The sequence below is a fragment of the Streptomyces sulfonofaciens genome, assembly GCF_014656295.1.
Classification (GTDB): domain Bacteria; phylum Actinomycetota; class Actinomycetes; order Streptomycetales; family Streptomycetaceae; genus Streptomyces; species Streptomyces sulfonofaciens.
In genome coordinates, this window is record NZ_BNCD01000001.1 from 150,335 (window position 1) to 170,093 (window position 19,759).

The following is a 19,759-nucleotide window of genomic DNA, read 5'->3' on the forward strand; positions in this document are numbered from 1 at the left end:
GGCACGGGCACGGCACGGCACAGGCACCGGCACGGGCACGGCGATGCACCGCACGGCCCGCGAAAACCGCTTCGACGTCCGAACCCGCGTCGACTAAACTCCCCGCCCTTGCCCGCCTCCCCTCTGTGGAGTGCCGCCGGCCGGACGGAAACCGGCCGGTTCTTCCGCGCGCCCGCGCGCATCCACCGCACGACGCCCGGCGGCGCACCGCGCCAGCGCGCCCCCGCCGCCGGGATCCGCACGCTCCCGGAGGCAGCACCCGTGTCCACCCCACCCGCTGGTCCCCGTCCCGCCGACGCCCCGTCCGGCGTCCCCGCGGCACGCGGCACTCGGGACGCCGCTCAGGGCGCCCCGGAGAACACCCCCGCACGCACCACCGCGAGCACCGCCCCGGATGCCGCGCCGGGTCCGGCGGCCCGCGCCCGGCCCGAGACCCGCACCCAGGCCGGCGACGAGACCGGTGGCGGGACGCCCCGTGACGCGACGACCCGTGACACGACGACCCGTGACACGACCACCGCCGACGGGACGACCGGCGACGTCCTGCTGGCCCGCGAGCAGGCGCACCTGACCGCCTCGCGTGCGGCCCTGCGCGCGATGCGCGAGGACGCCGAGTCGCTGGACATCAGGGACGTGACGGCGAACTGGGTGAACGCGGAGGTGCTCCGGCGCCAGATCGAAGCCCGCATCAAGTCCCTGGCCGACCTCGCCCACACACCGCTCTTCTTCGGCCGCCTCGACTACGAGCACGCGCCGGGCGCGGACCCGGCCGGGCAGGCCGGGCGGAACGGGCAGGCCGGGGGCGCCGGAGCGGGCGGAGGAGCGGCGGACGGATCGGGTGGCGCAGCCGATGACGGGCCGCCCGGCACCGGCGGCGACGCGGCGACCGCCCTCTACATCGGCCGCCGCCATGTGCACGACGCGGACGGCGACCCCATGGTGATCGACTGGCGCGCCCCGGTCTCGCAGCCGTTCTACCAGGCATCGAAGAAGCAGCCGATGGACGTCGTGCTGCGCCGCCGCTTCGGCTACACGGGCGGCGACCTCACGGCGTACGAGGACGAGCACCTGATGGACCCGGCCGAGGCGGTCCGCACCAGCAGGCTGCTCCAGCAGGAGATCGAGCGGCCGCGCGTGGGCCCGATGCGGGACATCGTGGCGACCATCCAGCCCGAGCAGGACGAGATCGTGCGCTCCGGCCTGACCGGCACGGTCTGTGTGCAGGGCGGTCCGGGCACCGGCAAGACCGCGGTGGGCCTGCACCGCGTCGCCTACCTCCTCTACGCCCACCGGGAGCGGCTGGCGAGGACGGGCACCCTGGTCATCGGCCCGAACGCGTCCTTCCTGCGCTACATCGAGCAGGTGCTGCCCGCCCTGGGCGAGCTGGAGGTGCGGCAGGCGACGATCGGGGAGCTGGTCGGGCAGGTGCCGGTGCACGGCACGGACGACCCGGCCGCGGCGCTGGTGAAGGGCGACGCCCGGATGGCGGAGGTGCTGCGCCGTGCGCTGCGCTCGCACGTGGTCCCGCCGCAGGAGCCCCTGGTGGTGGTCCGCGGTTCGCGCCGCTGGCGGATCCCGGCGTACGAGCTGGAGGAGATCGTCGGCGAGCTGCTGGCCCGCGACATCCGCTACGGCGCCGCGCGCGACGCCCTGCCGCAGCGCATCGCGCACGCCGTGCTGGTCCGCATGGAGCAGGCCGGGGAGGCGCCGGACGACCGCGTGCAGGACGCCGTGGCCCGCAACGCGGCCGTGAAGGCGGTGGTCAAGACCGTCTGGCCGGCGGTCGAGCCGGCGAAGCTGGTGCTGCGGCTGCTCTCCGACGCGGACTTCCTCGCGGCCCATGCGGAGGGGCTGCTCACCGAGGAGGAGCAGAAGACGATCCTGTGGACCAGGCCACCGCGGAGCATCCGGTCGGCGAAGTGGTCGGCGGCCGACGCGGTCCTCGTCGACGAGGCGGCCGACCTGGTCTCGCGCACCACCTCGCTCGGCCATGTCGTCCTCGACGAGGCGCAGGACCTGTCCCCGATGCAGTACCGGGCGGTCGGGCGGCGCTGTTCGACCGGGTCGGCAACGGTCCTCGGCGACCTCGCCCAGGGCACCACGCCGTGGGCGACGAGCAGTTGGGACGAGGCGCTGCGGCACCTGGGCAAGTCGGACGCGGTGGTGGAGGAGCTGACCGCGGGCTTCCGCGTGCCGCGCGAGGTCATCTCCTACGCGTCCCGGCTGCTGCCCGCGATCGCTCCCGGTCTCGCGGAGGTGGACTCCGTACGGGAGTCGCCCGGATCGCTGTCGGTGGTGCGCACCACGCCCGGGGAACTGACCGCGGCGGTGCTGGCCGCGTGCGGCGAGGCGCTGCGGCACGAGGGCTCGATCGGGCTCATCGCCGCGGACGTCCGCGTTCCCGTGCTCGCCGAGGCGCTCGCGTCCACCGGGGTGCCGTACCTCCAGCCCGGCGAGGAGACCACCGCCGCCTCGCGCCTCACCCTGGTGCCGGCGTCCCTGGCCAAGGGTCTGGAGTACGACTACGTGGTCCTCGACGAGCCCGGGGCGATCGTCACCGCGGAGCCGGACGAACGCACCGGGCTGCGGCGGCTGTACGTCTGCCTGACCCGCGCGGTCTCCGGCCTCGCGGTCCTCCACTCCGGCCCGCTCCCCGCCCGGCTGGCATAGGGGGCGCGCCCCGGCACCGGCCGGGCGGCCCGGGCCCGCAGGCCGGGCCGGGCCCACAGTCCGGACCCACGACCCGGCCCCAGGCCCCGGCTCCACGACCCGGCTCCCGGCCCCCGCGGCCGTGCCCGTCCAGGACGGCACCGGACCGGTAGGGCCGGGCCCCTACCGGTCCAGTGCCGTCCGCCACTCCCGCACGGCCGCCGCGGAGACCGGTGCCTGCCAGCCGCCCGGCCGGGCCGCCCGGCCGATGTGGAAGGCGCGGACGCCCCCCGCTCTCAGCCGCTCCACGTGCCCGGGCCGCAGCCCCCCGCCCACCAGCAGCTCCTGCGCGTACCCGGGCTCGCCGCGCCGCGCGGCCTCCGCGAGGAGGACCGGCAGCCCCTCGTCGACGCCCAGCGGCGACCCGGCCGTCAGATACGTGTCGAGCCCGGTCAGGTCGGCGAGCTGCCCCCGCAGTGCCGCCCGGTCGGCCGCGTGGTCGATGGCCCGGTGGAACGTCCACCGGCTCCCGTCGAGTTCGCCGACGACCTCCTCCACCACCCCGGTGTCCGGCGCCCCCCGCCCGTCCAGGAAGCCGAGCACGAACTCCGCGGCCCCTTCGGCCCGAAGCGCCCGCGCGCTGCGGACGAGCGCCGCCACCTCGGCGGACGACGCCGGTGTGAAGCCGCCGGACGGGCGGAGCATCACCCGCACCGGAATGTCCACGGCGGCCCGCACGGCGGCGAAGGTCGCGCAGGAGGGCGTCAGCCCGTCCGCGGCCATGTCGGAGACCAGCTCGATCCGGTCCGCGCCGCCCTGCTGCGCGGCCGCGGCGTCCCGTGCGTCGAGGCCGATCACCTCCAGCAGCGCACGGCCGGCGGGATTGCTCATGGGACCCAGCTCCTCGATCGACGGACGTCCACCTCAATCTACAGGTCTAGTCCACTCCCCCACCGGGGAACCGGAACGACGGGAGTGACCGGGACCACCGAGCCACCGAGCCACCGGACCACCGGACCACCGGACCGAGGGTCCTCGCACCGGGCGGGGGCCCCGCACCGGGCCGAGGGTCCTCGCACCGGACGGAGGTCCTCGCACCGGGCCGGGTCCTCGCACTGGGCCGGGTCCTCGCACCGGGCCCCGGCGCCCTCACCCGAACAACCGCAGCTCCTTCTCGGCCGCGCCCGCCAACTCGTACCGCGCCCCCACCACGGGACGCCCCGCGTACAGCCGTACCAGGGTCGCCGCGTCGCCGATGTACCGCGCCGGGGGCGCGTCCCCGTTCGCGGTCCCGAGGAACAGCGGCTCGTCCTGGTCGTCCAGGTCCGCGTGCAGCGGCAGATGCTCCCGCTCCCGGCTGTACCGGGCCAGCAGGGCCAGCGCGCAGGGCAGTCCCTCCCCCGCGTACGCCCCGGCCTCGCCCAGCGCGTCCCGCACGTCCCCGGCGTGCACCCATTCGCCGAGCGCCACCAGGTCCAGGGGTCCTCCGGCCTCCGCGATCGCAGGGCCGGCGTCGGTCATGCCGCGTTCCAGCTCGTCCAGGACGCGTTCGAGGGGCCAGTCGGCGCGTTCGGCGACGTCCCGTTCGTTGGCCTCGGGTGAGAACGCCCCCTTCCCCGTCCGGCCCTCCACGACCCGTACCAGCACCGCGCCGCAGTGCGCCAGCACGTCGCGGACCGTCCAGCCGGGGCAGGCGGTGCGGGCCGCGAGGTCGGCCTCGGCGCGGGAGCGCAGCAGCGGCAGCAGCGCGTCGCGTTCGATCCGCAGCAGCCGGCCCGGCAGTTCGGGATCCGCTGCCTGCGCCGCGTTCCCGGCGCCGGGGGCACCGCCGGCGACTGCGGGACGCCCGGCACGGCCCAGGTGGTCGGCGTCGTGTGCGTGGGGTTCGTCTCGTACGTCAGCACTCATGCATCCACGCTAGGGGCAACCGGCCCCGCGCACACGCACGGAACCGACCCGCGCCGTGCGAACGATAATGCCGTCCATGGCCCCCTTCCCCGCGCACCCCGCCCACGACGACCTGCGCAGGCGCTGGAGCACCGCTCTGGTCGCGGCCCGCGACGGCGCGGTGGAGCCCGATCCCGCGCCGTACGCCGAGAACCTGCTGGCGCGCTGGGCCGAGCCGCAGCGCCGCTACCACACCACCGGCCACCTCGTGGCGGTGCTCGACCACGTCGACGTGCTGGCACCGCACGCCCAGGACCCGGCCGCGGTCCGGCTCGCGGCCTGGTTCCACGACGCGGTCTACCGACCGGACCGCTCGGAGAACGAGGAGCGCAGCGCCGCCCTCGCCGAGCGCGCGCTGCCCGAGGCCGGGGTGGGGCCCGCGCGCACCGCGGAGGTGGCCCGCCTGGTCCGGCTGACCACCACCCACGACCCGCGCCCCGGCGACACCGACGGCGAGGTGCTGTGCGACGCGGACCTGGCGATCCTGGCCGCGCCGCCCGGCGACTACGCCGCATACGCCGCGGCGGTCCGCGAGGAGTACGCGTTCGTGCCGGACGACGCCTTCCGCGCGGGCCGCGCCGGAGTGCTGCGCCAACTCCTCGCGCTGCCCGCCCTCTTCCGTACCCCGCACGGCGCCGCGCACTGGGAGGCCGCGGCCCGCCACAACCTCGGCACGGAACTGGCGTTGCTCTCCGCCTGACGCACCCTCGGACCGGGAATGCGGCGCTTGGAACACCTGTTCCCGCTGGTATGCCTGCTCCCGCGCCCCCTGGCCCCAGCACGCCCTCGTCCCCGCCCCCGGCCGCCCCGGGCGCCGTTGCCGGACCCGCGGTCCCCGGCGGCACGTCCGCCGCGCCCACCGCGCCGCTCCCGGCACCCGCCGCCGTACTCCCGGCACCCCCCGACCCGCTGCCCGCACCCGCCGACCCGCTGCCCGGCCGCGGCCCCGGCACCCGGATGCCCCTGGCCGTCTACATCCTCGGGCTGTCCGTGTTCGCGCTGGGCACCAGCGAGTTCATGCTGTCCGGCCTGCTGCCGCCGATCGCCGAGGACCTGGGGGTGACGATCCCGCAGGCCGGTCTGCTCATCTCGGCGTTCGCGATCGGCATGGTGGTGGGCGCTCCGCTGCTCGCGGTCACCACCCTGCGGCTGCCGCGCCGCGCGACCCTGCTCGCACTGATCGGCGTCTTCGGCCTCGGGCAGGTGGCGGGCGCCCTCGCGCCGACGTACGGCGTGCTGTTCGTCTCGCGCGTGGTGAGCGCGCTGGCCTGCGCCGGGTTCTGGGCGGTGGGCGCGGCGGTGGCGATCGCGATGGTGCCGGTGACGGCGCGGGCCCGTGCGATGGCGGTGATGATAGGCGGCCTGTCGATCGCGAACGTGCTGGGCGTGCCGGCCGGCGCGTTCCTCGGCGAGCACCTCGGCTGGCGCTCGGCCTTCTGGGCGGTGGGCGCGGCGTCCGTGCTCGCGCTGGCCGGCATCGCGACCCTGATCCCGCCCCTCCCGAGGCCCCGGCGGTTGCCGCAGCTCGGGAGGGAGGCGCGGATCTACCGGGATCGCCAGGTCTGGCTGTCGGTCGCGGTCATCGCGCTCTCCGGCGGTTCCGTCTTCTGCCTGTTCAGCTATCTCGCACCCGTGCTGACCCGGGTGGCGGGCCTGGACGACGGCTGGGTGCCGACCGTGCTCGCGCTGTTCGGGGTGGGCGCGCTGATCGGTACGACGATCGGCGGCCGGATCGCGGACGCGCACCTGTTCGGGGTGATGTCCTCGGGCATCGCGGCCAGTGCCGTGCTGCTCTCGGCCCTCGCGCTGTTCAGCCGCTTCCCCGCCGCCGCGATCGCGCTCTCGCTGCTGCTCGGCGTCTCCGCGTTCTACACGGCTCCGGCGCTGAACGCCCGGATGTTCAACCTGGCCGGCGCGGCCCCCACCCTGGCGGGCGCCACCGCGACGGCCGCCTTCAACCTCGGCAACGCCGGCGGACCGTGGGTCGGCGGCACGGTCATCGACGCGGGCTTCGGCTATGCCGCCACGGCCTGGGCGGGCACCGCGATGGCCCTGCTCGCCCTCGTCGCGGTCGCCGTCTCCTGGTTCCTGCAACGCGGCTCGGGCCGCACCGCGGGCAGGACCAGGATGGTCGCGGGGAGCGTGGCGGTCAGCGCCACCGGGGACGGCGGGGGCCGGCAGGACGGCGCCTGACGGCCCGCGTCCTACCGCCCCTTGGGCCTGCGCAACCCGGAGGCCGTCAGCAGCCGCACCACCTCACGGCTGCTGACCTCCACCGCCCCGGCCCGCACGGCGTCCGCGTAACGGTGCGAGGGCAGGTCGTAGTGGTCGCGCTCGAACGCCCGGGGCGGCACCCCGAGGCGCCCGGCGAAGGCGTGCAGTTCGGCGAACGAGACGTCGCTGACGAGGTGGGACCACATACGGCCGTGCCCGGGCCAGGCCGGCGGGTCGATGTAGACGGTCATCCGACGGGCCCGCCGGTCATGCGGACGGCGTCCCGGTGCCGTGCCCCGGCACCGTGCCGAGGTCCCCGACCGGGGCCACCTGCACGCCCGTCTCGTGGCACACCCAGTGCGGGTCGGGGCCCAGCTCGGGGCGGACGTCGAGGACGTGCGGCTCGTGGGTGCGGCAGACCGGGCACAGCGGCCACCGCCCGTACCGTTCCAGCAGGGCGTCCTGGACGTCCTGGGCGACGAGGCCCGCCACGTACTCGGCGCCCTGCGGCCACTGCTCCACCCACCAGCGCCGGTGGGCCACCGAGTCCTCGACCATCGACACGACGTCCGCGTCCGCCGCGTCCCCGGCCGCGAGGTCGGCCAGCACCAGCGCACGGGCCGCGTGCAGGGCCCGTTCCAGCGCACCGAGAGGCACCGCTCCGGAAGCTTCCGAATCCGCCATGACTCCCATTGTGCGCCCCTGCCGCGGGCGCGGTGGCCGAGGCACACCCGGGGCGCAGGCCCCCGGGCACGGCCCCCGGGCACGGCCCCCAGGCACGGTGGCCGAGGCACGCCCCCGGGCACGGTCCCCCGGTACGGTGGGCCGAAGCCGTGCTCGGAATACGGCGGCCGGACACCCGGCGGCCGGTGGCGTCGGCCGGTGCCGTCGGCCCGGGCCCCTTGACCCATCGGCACACCCGAAAATATCTTTCAACGGTGACCCACGACGTGAAGGAAATTTTCCTGGGCGAGACCCCGCCCGCCCCGGCGGCCCTCGCCGCGAAGGTCCGCACCCTCGCACCCTCCATGACCCGGTCCATGCAGCGCGTCGCAGAGGCGGTCGCCGGCGACCCCGCCGGCTGCGCCGCCCTCACGGTCACCGGCCTCGCCGAGCTCACCGGCACCAGCGAGGCCACCGTCGTCCGCACCGCCCGCCTCCTCGGCTACCCCGGCTACCGCGACCTGCGCCTCGCGCTGGCCGGCCTGGCCGCCCAGCAGCAGTCGGGCCGCGCCCCCGCGGTCACGGCGGACATAGCGGTCGACGACCCCATCGGCGACGTCGTGGCCAAGCTCGCCTACGACGAGCAGCAGACCCTCGCCGACACCGCCGCCGCCCTGGACACGGTGCAGCTCGCCGCCGCCGTCAGCAGCCTCGCCGCCGCCCGCCGCATCGACATCTACGGCCACGCCGCCTCCTGCCTGGTCGGCCAGGACCTCGCCCAGAAGCTGCTGCGCATCGGCCTGATCGCGCACGCCCACGGCGACCCCCACCTGGCGATCACCAACGCCGTGCAACTGCGCGCCAAGGACGTGGCGATCGCGATCACCCACTCCGGTTCCACGGGCGACGTCATCGAGCCCCTGCGGGTCGCCTTCGAGCGCGGCGCGACCACCATCGCCATCACCGGCCGCCCGGACGGCCCGGTAGCCCAGTACGCCGACCACGTCCTGACCACCTCCACGGCCCGCGAGAGCGAGCTGCGCCCCGCCGCGATGTCCTCGCGCACCAGCCAGCTACTGGTCGTGGACTGCCTCTTCGTGGGCGTGGCCCAGCGCACCTACGAGACCGCGGCCCCCGCACTCGCGGCCTCCTACGAGGCCCTGGCCCACCGCCACACGCCCCGCGCCGGCCACGGCCGCTGACCCACGGCCCGCCGGCCCCCACCACCCCCGCCACCCCCGCGACCGCCGCCCGCCCCAGCCGCACCCCGGGCCCCGCGGCGCCGCCCGACCCCCGTACCTTCGCACTCGCGCCCCTGCGCCCCGCACGTCCATCCGACCCCCGCACCCGGCACTCCCCGCACTCCGCACGCCCGCCGTACGCCTCGCATCCGGCGCCCCGCCCCCGCGCAGCCGCACGCCGGCCGCGCCCCGGCCGGGCCCGCCGTCTGCCAGTCCATCGACGCCACCCCCCGGAAAGCACCGGAAAGCACCGGAAAGAGCCGCACGCCATGACCTCCACACCCGACGACCCCACCACCGCTGAAGCCGCAAACGCCGCAGCAGCCGTGGCCGCCGCAGGAGCCGCCGCCGGCACGGCCGACTCCGGCTCCGACCCCGGTGCCGGCACCGGCACCGGCACGGCCTACACCGCCCTGCGCGCGGAGCTGGCCACCCTCACCACCGAGGCGTTCCGGCCGGAACTCGCCGACATCGACCGGCTGCCGACCGAGGACATCGCCAGGCTCATGAACGGCGAGGACACCACCGTCCCCACCGCCGTCGCCGCGCAGCTCCCGCAGATCGCGGCGGCCATCGACGCCACCGCCGACCGGATGTCCCGCGGCGGCCGGCTGATCTACGCGGGCGCGGGCACCGCGGGCCGCATGGGGGTGCTGGACGCCAGCGAGTGCCCGCCGACGTTCAACACGGACCCCTCCGACGTGGTGGGCCTGATCGCGGGCGGCCCCGGGGCCATGGTGACCTCCGTGGAGGGCGCCGAGGACTCGGCGGAGCTGGCCGCGCGCAACCTCGACGACATGGCGGTGACCGGCAACGACGTCGTCGTGGGGATCTCGGCCTCGGGCCGTACGCCGTACGCGGTGGGCGCCGTCGAACACGCGCGTGCGCTGGGCGCCCTGACCGTCGGCCTGTCCTGCAACGCGGACAGCCCGCTCGCCGCCGCCGCCGAGCACGGCATCGAGGTCGTCGTGGGCCCCGAACTGATCACCGGCTCCACCCGCCTGAAGGCGGGCACGGCGCAGAAACTGGTCCTGAACATGATCTCGACCATCACGATGATCCGCCTCGGAAAAACGTTCGGAAACCTGATGGTCGACGTCCGCGCCTCCAACGCCAAGCTGCGCGCCCGCTCCCGCCGCATCGTCTCGCTCGCCACGGACGCCACCGACGAGGAGATCGAACAGGCCCTGACGGCAACGCAGGGCGAGGTGAAGAACGCCATCCTCATGATCCTCGCCAAGGTCGACGCCCCCACGGCCCAGCGACTGCTGTCGGGAAGCCGGGGCCACCTGCGACAGGCCCTGACGGAGGCGGCGGGGTAACCGGACGGGGGCGGGTGCCCGGGCCTTTCGGTTCGGGCACCCGGTCATGGCCCGCTGCCGGGGTACGTCACGAAGAAGATTCGCGGCCTCGGCCCGGCTGTGCACCGGGCCGATCCTCCTCCATCGAGCGACACGTCCCGGTTCACGCGTGTCTTCGACAACTGTTCAGGGCGCGGCGCGCCATGCCGGGGCACCGACGTCAATGCTCACGAGGTGTGGTGCAGATCCGTGACATTCAACAGGGAACCTCTTCGGCAACCGTGTCTGCTTCATCTGGTGTCTGCGGTGCATTCGCGATGGAACTGCCAGTCTGCTCCATCGGTGTGTAGTGATTGGCAGCTACCATTTTCGACGCATCGTCCCGATCGGGCACCTCCGCAGCCCCATGCACAGAGGGAACGGAAACACAGAAAAGAAGCGTCAAAAGAAAGGAGCAGCGCACGAGCATTCTTCAGCTTTCGAGTAGTAATCGCGAGAGGCGGCGCCACAGGGCAACGCGACCTCGCAAATATGTTCGAGATCGCGGATCCTAACACCCGCAGAGCATCACCCACCGTCACGCTCACATGAGCGAGCGGAGCCTCAATGCACCTGCGCGATCATACCGTATGACTAATCTCGACGATCACTGTCATGTACAGACTGGTTACTACGCCTGCGCGTTAGGTCCGATACTGAGTTCGAACGACTGCTGAACCTCTGCCAGCAGTCGCCGCGCCAGAGCGGCTTCATGCAGATCATGAGTTCGATCCGCCAGGGCGATGGCCGCTCGAAGGTGGTCAGCAGCCGTTTCTCCCCCGCCGGCGCCCGCCTCGACCTCGCCCAGCCCTCGATATGCCACCGTCTGTTCGTGTGCCGCGCCTATTTCGATGGCTATGTCCAGTGCATGGCGGTGGCACTCGATCGCATCCGCATATCGCCCTGCCACACGGTATGCGCTGCCGAGTCCATTCAAAGCGCTGGACTGGTTTCTTCTGTCATTCAACGCCCTGAACGAGACCAGGGATTGGCGGTACACGGCGATGGCGGCTTCCGCATCTCCTGACTCCACATAGAGGAACCCAAGACTCATGTTCGCCACACTCAGCTCGTACAAGCTGCCCGTGGATCTGAGAAGGGGAAGAGCTTCTTCAAGGGATGCACGGGCTGACACCAGGTCCGCAGTTTCTATGTAGAGACTGCCAGAATTACCGAGGGCCACGCCCAGACTCCGACTGTCCCCCACTTCGCGAAACCCCGCAATGGCACGCTGGAAATATTCCTGGGCAGTTCTTTTCTCACCCATGTGCACTAGCGTCATTGCGATGTTGTTCTCAAGCCTTACTTGCTCCCACGCCTGTCCAGCTGCGTTTCTTATTTCTAAGGCCATCTCAAAGTGTCGAAGGGCGGCGGAGTTGTCTCCCGCGTACCAGCGGAGCACTCCGAGTTCCCGTAGCGTTTCCGCCTCGGCATCCCTGTCCTGCAGTGAGCGGGCCAGAGCCAACGCTTCCCCACCGACCGCGTCCGCTTCCGCGTACTCGCCAAGCCGAGCGTGAAGCGCAGTAAGGGAGAGCAGGCTTCGGCAGAGCGCTGCCCGTTGATCCCCACTCCGCCAGTGTTCCAAAGAGCGGGAGGCAACCGCCTTCGCGTCCGCCCAATGGCACTCTTCCCTCAGAAACGCCGTCAAGTACTGTGCAAGAACTGCCGCCTGGTACTGCCTGCCATGCCCGTGAGCCTGGCGTTCCAGGTGGAGCAGCGCTCCGCACTCGATCTCGAACCATGCCTGTGCCTCTTTGGCGGTGGGTTCGAAGGGCAGCGGCCCTGGAGGAACCTGGTGCGGCACAGCAGGGGCCAGACGGTGCGGGTACGCCAGACGCTCGGCCTGGTCTGCTGCCATCGTGAAAAAAGAGGTCAGACGCGTCACTGCCCGGTCGCGTTCCGTGCTGCTCTCCTCGCGTTCGGCGAGCAGGGAAGCGTACTCGGCCAGGAGGTCGTGGAACCTGTGGCGGTTGGGTGCGGTCTCCTGGAGGAGATGGCAGGACAACAGAGCCTCGAGTAATCGTTCGGTCTGCGGCAGAGCAAGGTCCAGGAGTGCAGCGGCTGCTTCTGCGGAAAAGCCCGATCCAGGATGGAGGCTCAGCAGGCGGAAAGCGCGGCGTTCAGCCAGCCCCAGAGTGCGGTAGGACAAGGAGAACGCGCGGATCACACCGCGCTGGTCGTCCATGTCACGCAGTTCGTCGAGACGTCCGGGACTACGCGCTAAACGTTCACTGAGCGTGCTCAGTTTCCAAGTGGGACGGCCCCGGAAGCGCATCGCGACGAGTTCGATGGCCAGCGGCAGGTAGCCGCATAAGCGAACGATACGCGCGACCAGTCCTATGTCACGTGTCCGATCCTCACCGACCAGCCTCCTGAACAATCCGATTGCATGCTTCTGGGGCAGTGCCTCAAGGGTCAGGGAATAGGCGTCGGACAGGCCTGCCAGGGACCGCCTGCTGGTGATCACCATCGCGGATGCGGATTCACCCGGCAACATGGGTGTCACCTGCGCCGTGTCAGCCGCGTCGTCCAGGACGACCACACACCGGCGGGAGACGAGCATCGCCCTCCACACGGCGGCGCACTCGTCGACGTCCACCGGCACCGTCTCGGCCGGCGCCCCCAGTCCTCGGAGCAGGATGCCGAGGGCGGTCTCCGGCTTGAGAGGATCCTTCGAACCGTCATGCCCCCGTAGGTCCACATACAGTTCCCCATGTGGAAAGTCCTCCGCGAGCTGCGCGGCTGCGCGTACCGCCAAAGCCGTCTTGCCGACGCCCGGCATACCGGAGACGGTGACGAGCTTGGCCGGAGCACCCTGGCCATGGGCGGCCTGCATGGCAGAGGTGAGTTCCTCCAACTCCGCCTGCCGTCCTTCGAGGGCGGTCTGCCGGGGCAGCATCCTCGGGCGGGGGATGTTCGGCGGAGGCTCCGCCCCACTTTCCGTGGCGCGCTCCCGCGGAACCAGGGACTGCGGCCCCCTGGTTGTGGAGTGGTCAGCGTCCGTCTTGTTCGAGTCACTCCCCCCGGGGGCGCTCACACGCCCGGGGGCCTCGGAGGTCGGCCCACCCGTCGTACTGCGACGTTCCACGGGTGCGGAGGAGTTGTGCACCGCGCCGTCGCGTGTCCGCGATGAGGCGACTCCCGTACCGGACGACGTGGAGGGCACGGCCTCGCGCACCAGGTCCCACACCGGACGGCCGGCTACCACTCCCTCGTAGATTCGGGAGAGGGCGGTACCGGGCCCGGTGCCGAGCCGCGACCTCAACCGCTGACTGACCCGCTGGTAGAGACGCACTGCTTCGCTGTGCCGGTCACTGCCGTGGCAGGCGAGGATCAGATGCCCGGCAAGTTGCTCGTCGCCCGGGTGCCGTTCAACGAGTTCGGACAACTCCCCGACCAGTTCCTCGAAACGGCCCAGGCGCAGCGCCGCCGCACTGCCGGTGACCACGGCGCTGAGGTACTCCTCCTGGAGCACCCGTCGCATCCGGGCCGGCCACAGACCTGGCAGCCCGGCCAATGGTTCGCTGCGCCACAACGCCTTTGCACGAGTGAGGAGTTCAACGACGCGCTCGTCGCTGCCATTGGCCAGAGCCGCCTGCGCCTGCTTGCACAGTTGCCGGAACCGGAGCCGATCAATCGAGTCCGGTGCTGCCATCAGGATGTAGGTATGCGCACGTCGGTCGATGAACGGCGCCGGAGTGCCACCGGTCACCGGAGTCTCCGCCGTGGTGCCCGGCCCCGACGCAGCCCTCGCCTCACGTTCCAGCGCCGCTGCCTCGCGCAACTGCCGCCGCGCACGGGACACATGAGAGTACAACCGGTCCTTGTTCTGCGGCGGATCGCCATCCCACAGGCGCTCCATGAGTATGTCCCTGGCAATCGGCCGACCGGCCTCCAACGCGAGCGCAGCCATCAGACAGCGCACCTTATCGGATGCCAGTTCGAATATTTGCCCTTCGACAGCAAGCTCCACCGGACCGAGGAGCAAGATCTCCATTGACGGCCTCCCCCGTTGGGTTACGTGGGGCAGTCAGCACGTGTGGGCGTTGGCGCACTTGCGAACGGTTTATTTCTATTCCGACGAGGATTACACGGGATTCGACGGCCTCGCCAGGGTGTATTCCTTGCAATCGCAGAGAGGCGTGGCCTGTAACCATCGCTCGACTTCAGATGGACCGTTATGGATCAACACAAGCGTGAGGAAGAGTGGCTGGCGACGAAGCCACTGCATCACAGTGGTGAATGTGATGTTCGACGCACGGGCGATGTGCAAACCACCTCGCACAGGTGCGATCTGCGGCGAGACTGCCGCTCAGGCCAAGTCACCGACCGATCGACTTCGCGCTCTTCACGTCCGGAACGGACTGTGATGCTCAGGCCATGACTGGACGGGCCGTCAGTTTTCGTCCACCGCGAGCGATCGCCACAACCGTGCACGAGCCGATGTTGGCCAGTTAGTACTCCAGTCCGGTTTCGTGATCTATCCGGTGGGCTCGTCGGCGGTCCGTCGTCGGGAGTGGTTGCGTCGGGCTGTTGCCTGGTGGTGTCTGCGCCAGACGGACCAGGGCGAGCGAGTGTCATCTTTTCCGGCAGCACTGCCGAGCCGGTCGAGGCGGTTGTCGAGGACGAACGTGGCTGGCGCGGTGCGTTGCATCGTGAGCGGTCCCGGTCACCGCGAGGCGGATGCCCAGCTATTGTCACGAGGTCGCGAAAACCGATGTTCCTCGGGTCCACCCGCCGGACATCGCTCGTACATCGATGCAGATGGTTCTGATCGGTGAGCGTCTCCTTGCCGAGATCGGGCATCCCGTCCGCTTTTGGCGCTGACCATCGCCGGCGCGTGTCGGCGCAACAGAGGAGCGCAGCATGCAGAAGACCATCGCCATTGTCGGAGCAGGACTGGGCGGGCTGACGCTCGCGCGGGTGCTTCAGGCTCACGGCGTCGCCGCGACGGTCTACGAGGGTGAGGCTTCGGCGAAGACCCGTGCGCAAGGCGGCCTGCTCGACATCGAGATACAAACCGGACAGGTCGCGCTTCGTGCAGCCGGTCTGTACGACGAGTTCCTCACTCTGATCCGCCCGGGCGAGGATGCCAAGCGCGTGGTGGACCGCCACGGCACGATCCTGTTCGACATGCCTGCGGAGCCCGGTTCGGCCCGTCCAGAGGTGGATCGTGGCGAACTGCGGCGCCTGCTCATCCACTCGCTGGCGCCCGGGACGATCAGGTGGGGTCACAAGCTCGCCTCGATCCGGCACCGTGTGGAGGGCGGCTACGACCTCACCTTCGCGGAAGGTTCCACCGCGCTCGCCGACATCGTCATCGGCGCGGACGGTGCCTGGTCGAAGGTGCGTCCGCTGCTCACCCCCGCCAAGCCTGTCTACAGCGGAACCTGCTTCATCGAGATCGCCCTCGCCTCGGGCGGCCAGGACTGTCGGGCGAGCGTGGCCGCGGTCGGCAGCGGCACGCTGATGGCGGTCGCCCCGGGCAAAGGCATCATCGTGCATCGCTACGCCGACGGGCACGTGCGCGGATACGTGGCGCTGAACAAGCCCGAGAAGTGGACGAGGTCGATCGACTTCAGCAACCCGTCCGCCGGCCTCCGTCAACTTGCCGAGGAGTTCGATGGCTGGTCGCCGCTGCTCACCGCCTTCGTGACACAGAGCGACGTGGAACCGCGGCTCCGACCCATCTACGCCCTGCCCGTCGGGCTCAAATGGGACAGGGTGCCCGGCGTGACGCTCGTCGGCGACGCCGCGCATCTGATGTCGCCCTTCGCCGGTGAGGGGGCGAACCTCGCCATGTACGACGGCGCGGACCTGGCGAGCAAGCTGGTTGAGCAACCCGACATCGAGGTCGCGCTCACCGCCTACGAAGAGCGGCTGTTCCTGCGTAGTGGCGACGCCGCCAGCCGCTCGGCGCAGAACCTGGAGGTCTTCTTCGGCCAGGAAGCACCGCAGAGCGTAGTCACTCTGTTCGATCGCTCCTGACACCTCGGTCCGGGTTCGCGATCCTGTCGCGGACCCAGCGGGGAACAGGCACGGCCATCGTATGATCATCGGGGGTTGTGTCGACTCCTGAAGATCATGCGGTGGCTGCACGGCACAGCCCAGACCCTGCCCGTTGGTGGGCGATGTTCGACCAGGTCATGGCCCGGTTCGCGGACCGACTCCGGCGGGTTGAGCCCCGCTCGTCAGCCCATCCCTACCTGCCCGGGCTGTGTCGGGCATGGAGCGGAAGAACTGCTGGCAGATCGCCGAGCAAGCAGGCCATACGCGACCCGGGTCGCTGCAGCGTCTACTGCGGCATGCCTGCTGGGGTGCCGACGCGGTCCGCGACGACCTGCGTTCCTACGCCGCGGAACACCTCGCCGCCCCCGACGGTGTCCTGATCGAGGAGGAGACCGGCTTCCTGAAGAGGGGCCGGTCCTCGGCAGGGGCACAGAGGCAGTGCACCGGCACTGCGGGACGCATCGAGAACTCCCAGGTCGGCGTTTTCGTTGCGCTGGCAACCGGCCGGGGACGTGCTCTGATCGTACGTCGGCTTTGCCTGCCCGAGCCCTTCTGCCCTTGGCCGCGCCGGATGGGGAACGCAACCTGCTGGTGGGTTGTGTTCAGTGGCATATCGAGCTCTGTTGTGTCGCGTTGTTGGGTACGAACACGTCAGAGAACGACCACTGCGGAACCGCAAAAGTGCGGGTCGGCGACAGGGGCAGGCGGTCGGGCAGCGGGCCTGCGGCGGTCGGCGAGCCGTGCGGCTGCCGGTCGCGCGTGGTGGGCGGGCGTCGGGGGGACGGGCGGTATGGGTGCGGTCACGCGTGTCGGGGTCCTGGAACTGGTTGCCATGGCGCTCGGCGGTCCCGGCGGCCCCGGTGACGGCACAGGCCCGGGGCACGACTGGGGCGCCGGGGCGCGGTATGTGCGGCGGACGCTGGGGGCCCTCATCGAGCCTGCCGCGGCCCCCGGGGCCGACGCGGGACACGCCGGTGCAGGACGCACCGGTGCCGATGCAGGTGCCGGGGGCGCAGACGGCGGTCACGCCGGTGCCGGTGCCGGACGGGCAGGCGCCCGGGACGTCGGGGGTGCCGGAGACGCCGAGGGTGCCGGACGGGCAGGCGCCCGGGACGCCGAGGGTGCCGGAGACGTCGGGGGTGCCGGGGACGCCGCAGACCCCGGTACCGGACGCGCGGCCGCCGGTGCCGGTGCCGCCGCGTCCGGAGATGACTCCCCCGGAGACGACGCCCGCCTGGCCCTGCTCTGGCGGCGGGCCCTGGCCGCGCCGGAGGACCCCCGGTATCTGCGGGCGCTCGTCGACGGGCTCCTCGAACGTGCCCCGGCCCGGCCCGAGCTGATGGCGGGGCTCTCCGACCTCGTGGCGCTCGTCGCGCACCAAGACCCGTACTCACCGGGAACGGCACCCTCGCCCACCGATCCGGGCCGGCCGCACCGGCCGCCGGAGACGGACCCCCGCGACCCCCGCGACCCCCGCGACCTCCGCGGCCCCCGCGCCGCCGCGCCCCCCTCCCCCGCCCAGGCCAACTCCCTCACCGGCGGCACCCAGGTGCACGGTCCCGCCATCCAGGCCGGGGACGTGCACGGTTCCATCCACATCCACACCGCCCCGGCCCCCGTCCCCGTCGCCCTTCCGGATCCCGCGCGCCTCCCTCCGGCCCGCCCCCCGGCCCTGCACCAACTCCCCCCGGTTCCCGCCCACTTCACCAGCCGGGGCCCCGATCTGGCCGCACTCGGGGCGCTGCTGCGGCAGAAGCCGCCCACCGCACCGCTGCTGGTCGTCGTCAACGGCCCGCCGGGTGTGGGCAAGACGACGCTCGTCTCCGCCTGGCTGCACGCCGTGGCCGAGGAGTTCCCGGACGGCCAGGTGTACGCGGACCTGCACGGGCACTCGGCCGTGGCGCCCGCGGAGCCGACCGAGGTGCTGGGGCAGTTCCTGCGGGCGCTTGGGGCCGCTTCCGTGCCCGCGGAAGTGGCCGAGCAGACGTCCTTGTGGCGGTCCATGACCGCCGGGCTCCGCCTCGCCGTCATGCTCGACAACGCCTTCACCGCAGCCCAGGTCCGCCCCCTGCTCCCCGGGGGCCCGGACAGCGTCGTCGTCGTGACCAGCAGGAACCGGTTGACGGGGCTGGGGGTGGACGGCGCGCGGTTCCATCCGCTCGGGGTGCTGGACTCCGACGCGTCGCTCGACCTGTTCGCGCGCGGCGTCGGACGGCGCCGCACGGCCTGCGAGCCGGTGGCGACGCGGCGCGTGGTGGAGCTGTGCGGGGGCCTGCCGCTCGCCCTGTGCCTGGCAGCCGCCCGCCTCGCCGCCCGCCCGCGCCAGCCCGTCCAGGCCATGGCCGACGCGCTCGGGCGCGACGCGGGCCCCCTTGCCGTACTCACCGTAGGAGGAGAAGCCGCGGTGCGCAGCGCCCTCGACCTCTCGTACGCCGCCCTCGGCGCCGCCGCCGCACGCCTCTACCGGAGGCTGGGCGCCCTGCCGCTGCGGACGTTCGACACCCGCGCAGCCGCCACCGCCTGCGCACTGCCCGAGGACGAGGCGGAGCGCCTGCTCGACGAACTGATCGAGGCCAACCTCCTGGAGGACGCCGGGCCCGGCCCCGACGGCTTCCGCTTCCACGACCTCGTCAGGGACCACGCCCGCGCGCAGGCCGCCGCGGCCGAGTCCCCGCGCAGCTCGGACGAGGCCGTGCGGCGCGTCTGCGACCTCTACCTCGCGACCGCCACCGCCGCCGAGCAACTGCTCACGCCTGCGCAGTTCGTCCTCTCCCGCGACTACGCCCATCCGCCCGCCGCGCCCGCGCCGTTCAGCGACGGCGCGTCGGCCCTGCGCTGGCTGGACGGGCAGCGGCAGAACCTCATGGCCTGCGTACGGACCGCGGCGGAGCGGGCGTGGTACGACACCGCCTGGCAGCTCGTCGACGCCTGCTGGCCGCTCTTCCTCCGGCTGCGCTACTACGACTTGTGGATCGAGGCCCACGAGATCGGCCTCGCCTGCGCCCGCCTCTCCCGGCATCCCGAACACCGCGAAGCGGAACGCCAGATGCTGAACTCGGGCGCCATCGGCCTCACGGCGGCCCGCAGGACCGACACCGCCATCGGCTGGTACGAGGACGCGTTGCGCGCGGCCCGCGCGGCCGGGGACGTGCGGGGCGAGGGCCAGGCCCTGCACGGCCTGGGCACCTGCCACCACGACGCGGGCCGCCCGGAGCGGGCCGACGCGTACCTGCACCGCGCCATCGGCCTCTGGGAGTCCTGCGGGTACGTCCGCGGGGTGGGCCTCTCCCTGATCGTGCTGGGAGAGGTGCTGCTGGCCACGGGACGGCCCTCGGAAGCCGTCGACCGCCTCGTAAGGGCCCACGAGGTGCTGGCCGGTGTGAACGATCCCCATGACACCACCCGGGCCCTCGCACTGCTCGGCCGTGCCCGGGTCGTCGCGGGCGACGCGGAGGCGGGCCTGGCCGAACTCGACCGCGCGCTGGGACTGTTCAGTGCCGCGGGGTCGCTGCACTGGCAGGCCCGGACCCTGGAGATGCTCGGCGAGAGCGCGGCCGACCGGGGTGACCGGGCGGCCGCCCTGGACCACTTCGAACGCGCCCTGGCCCTGCACGAGACCACCAGCCCGGCCGATGCGCGGCGGGTGCGGGATCGGTTGGGGGAGGTGGCCGGCGGGAGCGGGAGCGGCGGCTGAGA

12 protein-coding genes and 1 pseudogene are annotated in these 19,759 nt (G+C 72.4%); 8 read left to right on the forward strand and 5 right to left on the reverse strand.

The genetic code is table 11. The annotated features are described in order from the left end of the window. Positions 1–597 precede the first annotated feature (597 nt). A complete protein-coding gene (locus IE313_RS00555; RefSeq protein ID WP_229924314.1) occupies positions 598–2,670 on the forward strand; it encodes a HelD family protein in 2,073 nt (690 codons plus the stop codon). Between the two features lie 162 nt (positions 2,671–2,832). Here the strand turns inward: IE313_RS00555 and IE313_RS00560 are convergent, their stop codons facing one another. Together IE313_RS00560 and IE313_RS00565 are read right to left on the reverse strand one after the other, a co-directional pair. After that, a complete protein-coding gene (locus IE313_RS00560; RefSeq protein WP_189928857.1) occupies positions 2,833–3,540 on the reverse strand; it encodes a copper homeostasis protein CutC in 708 nt (235 codons plus the stop codon). 258 nt (positions 3,541–3,798) lie between these two features. Beyond that, positions 3,799–4,557 (reverse strand): maleylpyruvate isomerase family mycothiol-dependent enzyme, encoded by a 759-nt coding sequence (locus IE313_RS00565; protein WP_189928858.1) that lies wholly within the window; start codon positions 4,555–4,557, stop codon positions 3,799–3,801. A 67-nt stretch (positions 4,558–4,624) separates the two neighbouring features. On the opposite strand from IE313_RS00565, the gene IE313_RS00570 reads away from it, so the two are divergent. Beyond that, on the forward strand, positions 4,625–5,296 hold the full coding sequence (locus tag IE313_RS00570; protein WP_189929252.1) for an HD domain-containing protein: 672 nt from the start codon (positions 4,625–4,627) through the stop codon (positions 5,294–5,296). 257 nt (positions 5,297–5,553) lie between these two features. Beyond that, positions 5,554–6,789 (forward strand): Cmx/CmrA family chloramphenicol efflux MFS transporter, encoded by a 1,236-nt coding sequence (locus tag IE313_RS00575; protein WP_189929253.1) that lies wholly within the window; start codon positions 5,554–5,556, stop codon positions 6,787–6,789. 11 nt (positions 6,790–6,800) lie between these two features. On the opposite strand, the gene IE313_RS00580 is transcribed toward IE313_RS00575, so the two are convergent. Together IE313_RS00580 and IE313_RS00585 are read right to left on the reverse strand one after the other, a co-directional pair. After that, positions 6,801–7,061 carry a DUF4031 domain-containing protein gene (locus IE313_RS00580; RefSeq protein ID WP_189928859.1) on the reverse strand — a complete coding sequence of 87 codons (261 nt, stop codon included), beginning with the start codon at positions 7,059–7,061 and terminating at the stop codon, positions 6,801–6,803. Positions 7,062–7,077: 16 nt separating this feature from the next. Beyond that, on the reverse strand, positions 7,078–7,494 hold the full coding sequence (locus IE313_RS00585) for a DUF8819 family protein (protein ID WP_189928860.1): 417 nt from the start codon (positions 7,492–7,494) through the stop codon (positions 7,078–7,080). Positions 7,495–7,748: 254 nt separating this feature from the next. Here IE313_RS00585 and IE313_RS00590 point away from each other — a divergent pair, with 254 nt between their 5' ends. Together IE313_RS00590 and murQ are read left to right on the forward strand one after the other, a co-directional pair. Next, positions 7,749–8,675, forward strand: a complete 927-nt coding sequence (locus IE313_RS00590; RefSeq protein WP_189928861.1) for a MurR/RpiR family transcriptional regulator — start codon at positions 7,749–7,751, stop codon at positions 8,673–8,675. Positions 8,676–8,983: 308 nt separating this feature from the next. Then, entirely contained in the window at positions 8,984–10,036 is a 1,053-nt protein-coding gene (murQ, locus tag IE313_RS00595) for an N-acetylmuramic acid 6-phosphate etherase (RefSeq protein WP_189928862.1), read from the forward strand. A 649-nt stretch (positions 10,037–10,685) separates the two neighbouring features. On the opposite strand, the gene IE313_RS00600 is transcribed toward murQ, so the two are convergent. Continuing rightward, a complete protein-coding gene (locus IE313_RS00600) occupies positions 10,686–14,051 on the reverse strand; it encodes an AfsR/SARP family transcriptional regulator (RefSeq protein ID WP_189928863.1) in 3,366 nt (1,121 codons plus the stop codon). 869 nt (positions 14,052–14,920) lie between these two features. Here IE313_RS00600 and IE313_RS00605 point away from each other — a divergent pair. The 3 genes and pseudogenes from IE313_RS00605 to IE313_RS34875 all read left to right on the forward strand — a co-directional run bounded on the left by IE313_RS00605 (position 14,921) and on the right by IE313_RS34875 (position 19,757). Further along, a complete protein-coding gene (locus IE313_RS00605) occupies positions 14,921–16,042 on the forward strand; it encodes an FAD-dependent oxidoreductase (protein WP_189928864.1) in 1,122 nt (373 codons plus the stop codon). Positions 16,043–16,280: 238 nt separating this feature from the next. Further along, a pseudogene (locus IE313_RS34865) lies at positions 16,281–16,613 on the forward strand (transposase); the annotation flags it as partial. Positions 16,614–16,853: 240 nt separating this feature from the next. Then, entirely contained in the window at positions 16,854–19,757 is a 2,904-nt protein-coding gene (locus IE313_RS34875) for a tetratricopeptide repeat protein (protein ID WP_268256677.1), read from the forward strand. Positions 19,758–19,759: the final 2 nt, after the last annotated feature.

Excerpts from the sequence above, each read along its gene's own strand:
- IE313_RS00555 (WP_229924314.1), top strand. The coding sequence starts at position 598 with ATGCGCGAGGACGCCGAGTCGCTGGACATCAGGGACGTGACGGCGAAC.
- IE313_RS00560 (WP_189928857.1), bottom strand. The coding sequence starts at position 3,540 with ATGAGCAATCCCGCCGGCCGTGCGCTGCTGGAGGTGATCGGCCTCGAC.
- IE313_RS00565 (WP_189928858.1), bottom strand. The coding sequence starts at position 4,557 with ATGAGTGCTGACGTACGAGACGAACCCCACGCACACGACGCCGACCAC.
- IE313_RS00570 (WP_189929252.1), top strand. The coding sequence starts at position 4,625 with ATGCCGTCCATGGCCCCCTTCCCCGCGCACCCCGCCCACGACGACCTG.
- IE313_RS00575 (WP_189929253.1), top strand. The coding sequence starts at position 5,554 with ATGCCCCTGGCCGTCTACATCCTCGGGCTGTCCGTGTTCGCGCTGGGC.
- IE313_RS00580 (WP_189928859.1), bottom strand. The coding sequence starts at position 7,061 with ATGACCGTCTACATCGACCCGCCGGCCTGGCCCGGGCACGGCCGTATG.
- IE313_RS00585 (WP_189928860.1), bottom strand. The coding sequence starts at position 7,494 with ATGGCGGATTCGGAAGCTTCCGGAGCGGTGCCTCTCGGTGCGCTGGAA.
- murQ (WP_189928862.1), top strand. The coding sequence starts at position 8,984 with ATGACCTCCACACCCGACGACCCCACCACCGCTGAAGCCGCAAACGCC.
- IE313_RS00600 (WP_189928863.1), bottom strand. The coding sequence starts at position 14,051 with ATGGAGATCTTGCTCCTCGGTCCGGTGGAGCTTGCTGTCGAAGGGCAA.
- IE313_RS00605 (WP_189928864.1), top strand. The coding sequence starts at position 14,921 with ATGCAGAAGACCATCGCCATTGTCGGAGCAGGACTGGGCGGGCTGACG.
- IE313_RS34875 (WP_268256677.1), top strand. The coding sequence starts at position 16,854 with ATGGGTGCGGTCACGCGTGTCGGGGTCCTGGAACTGGTTGCCATGGCG.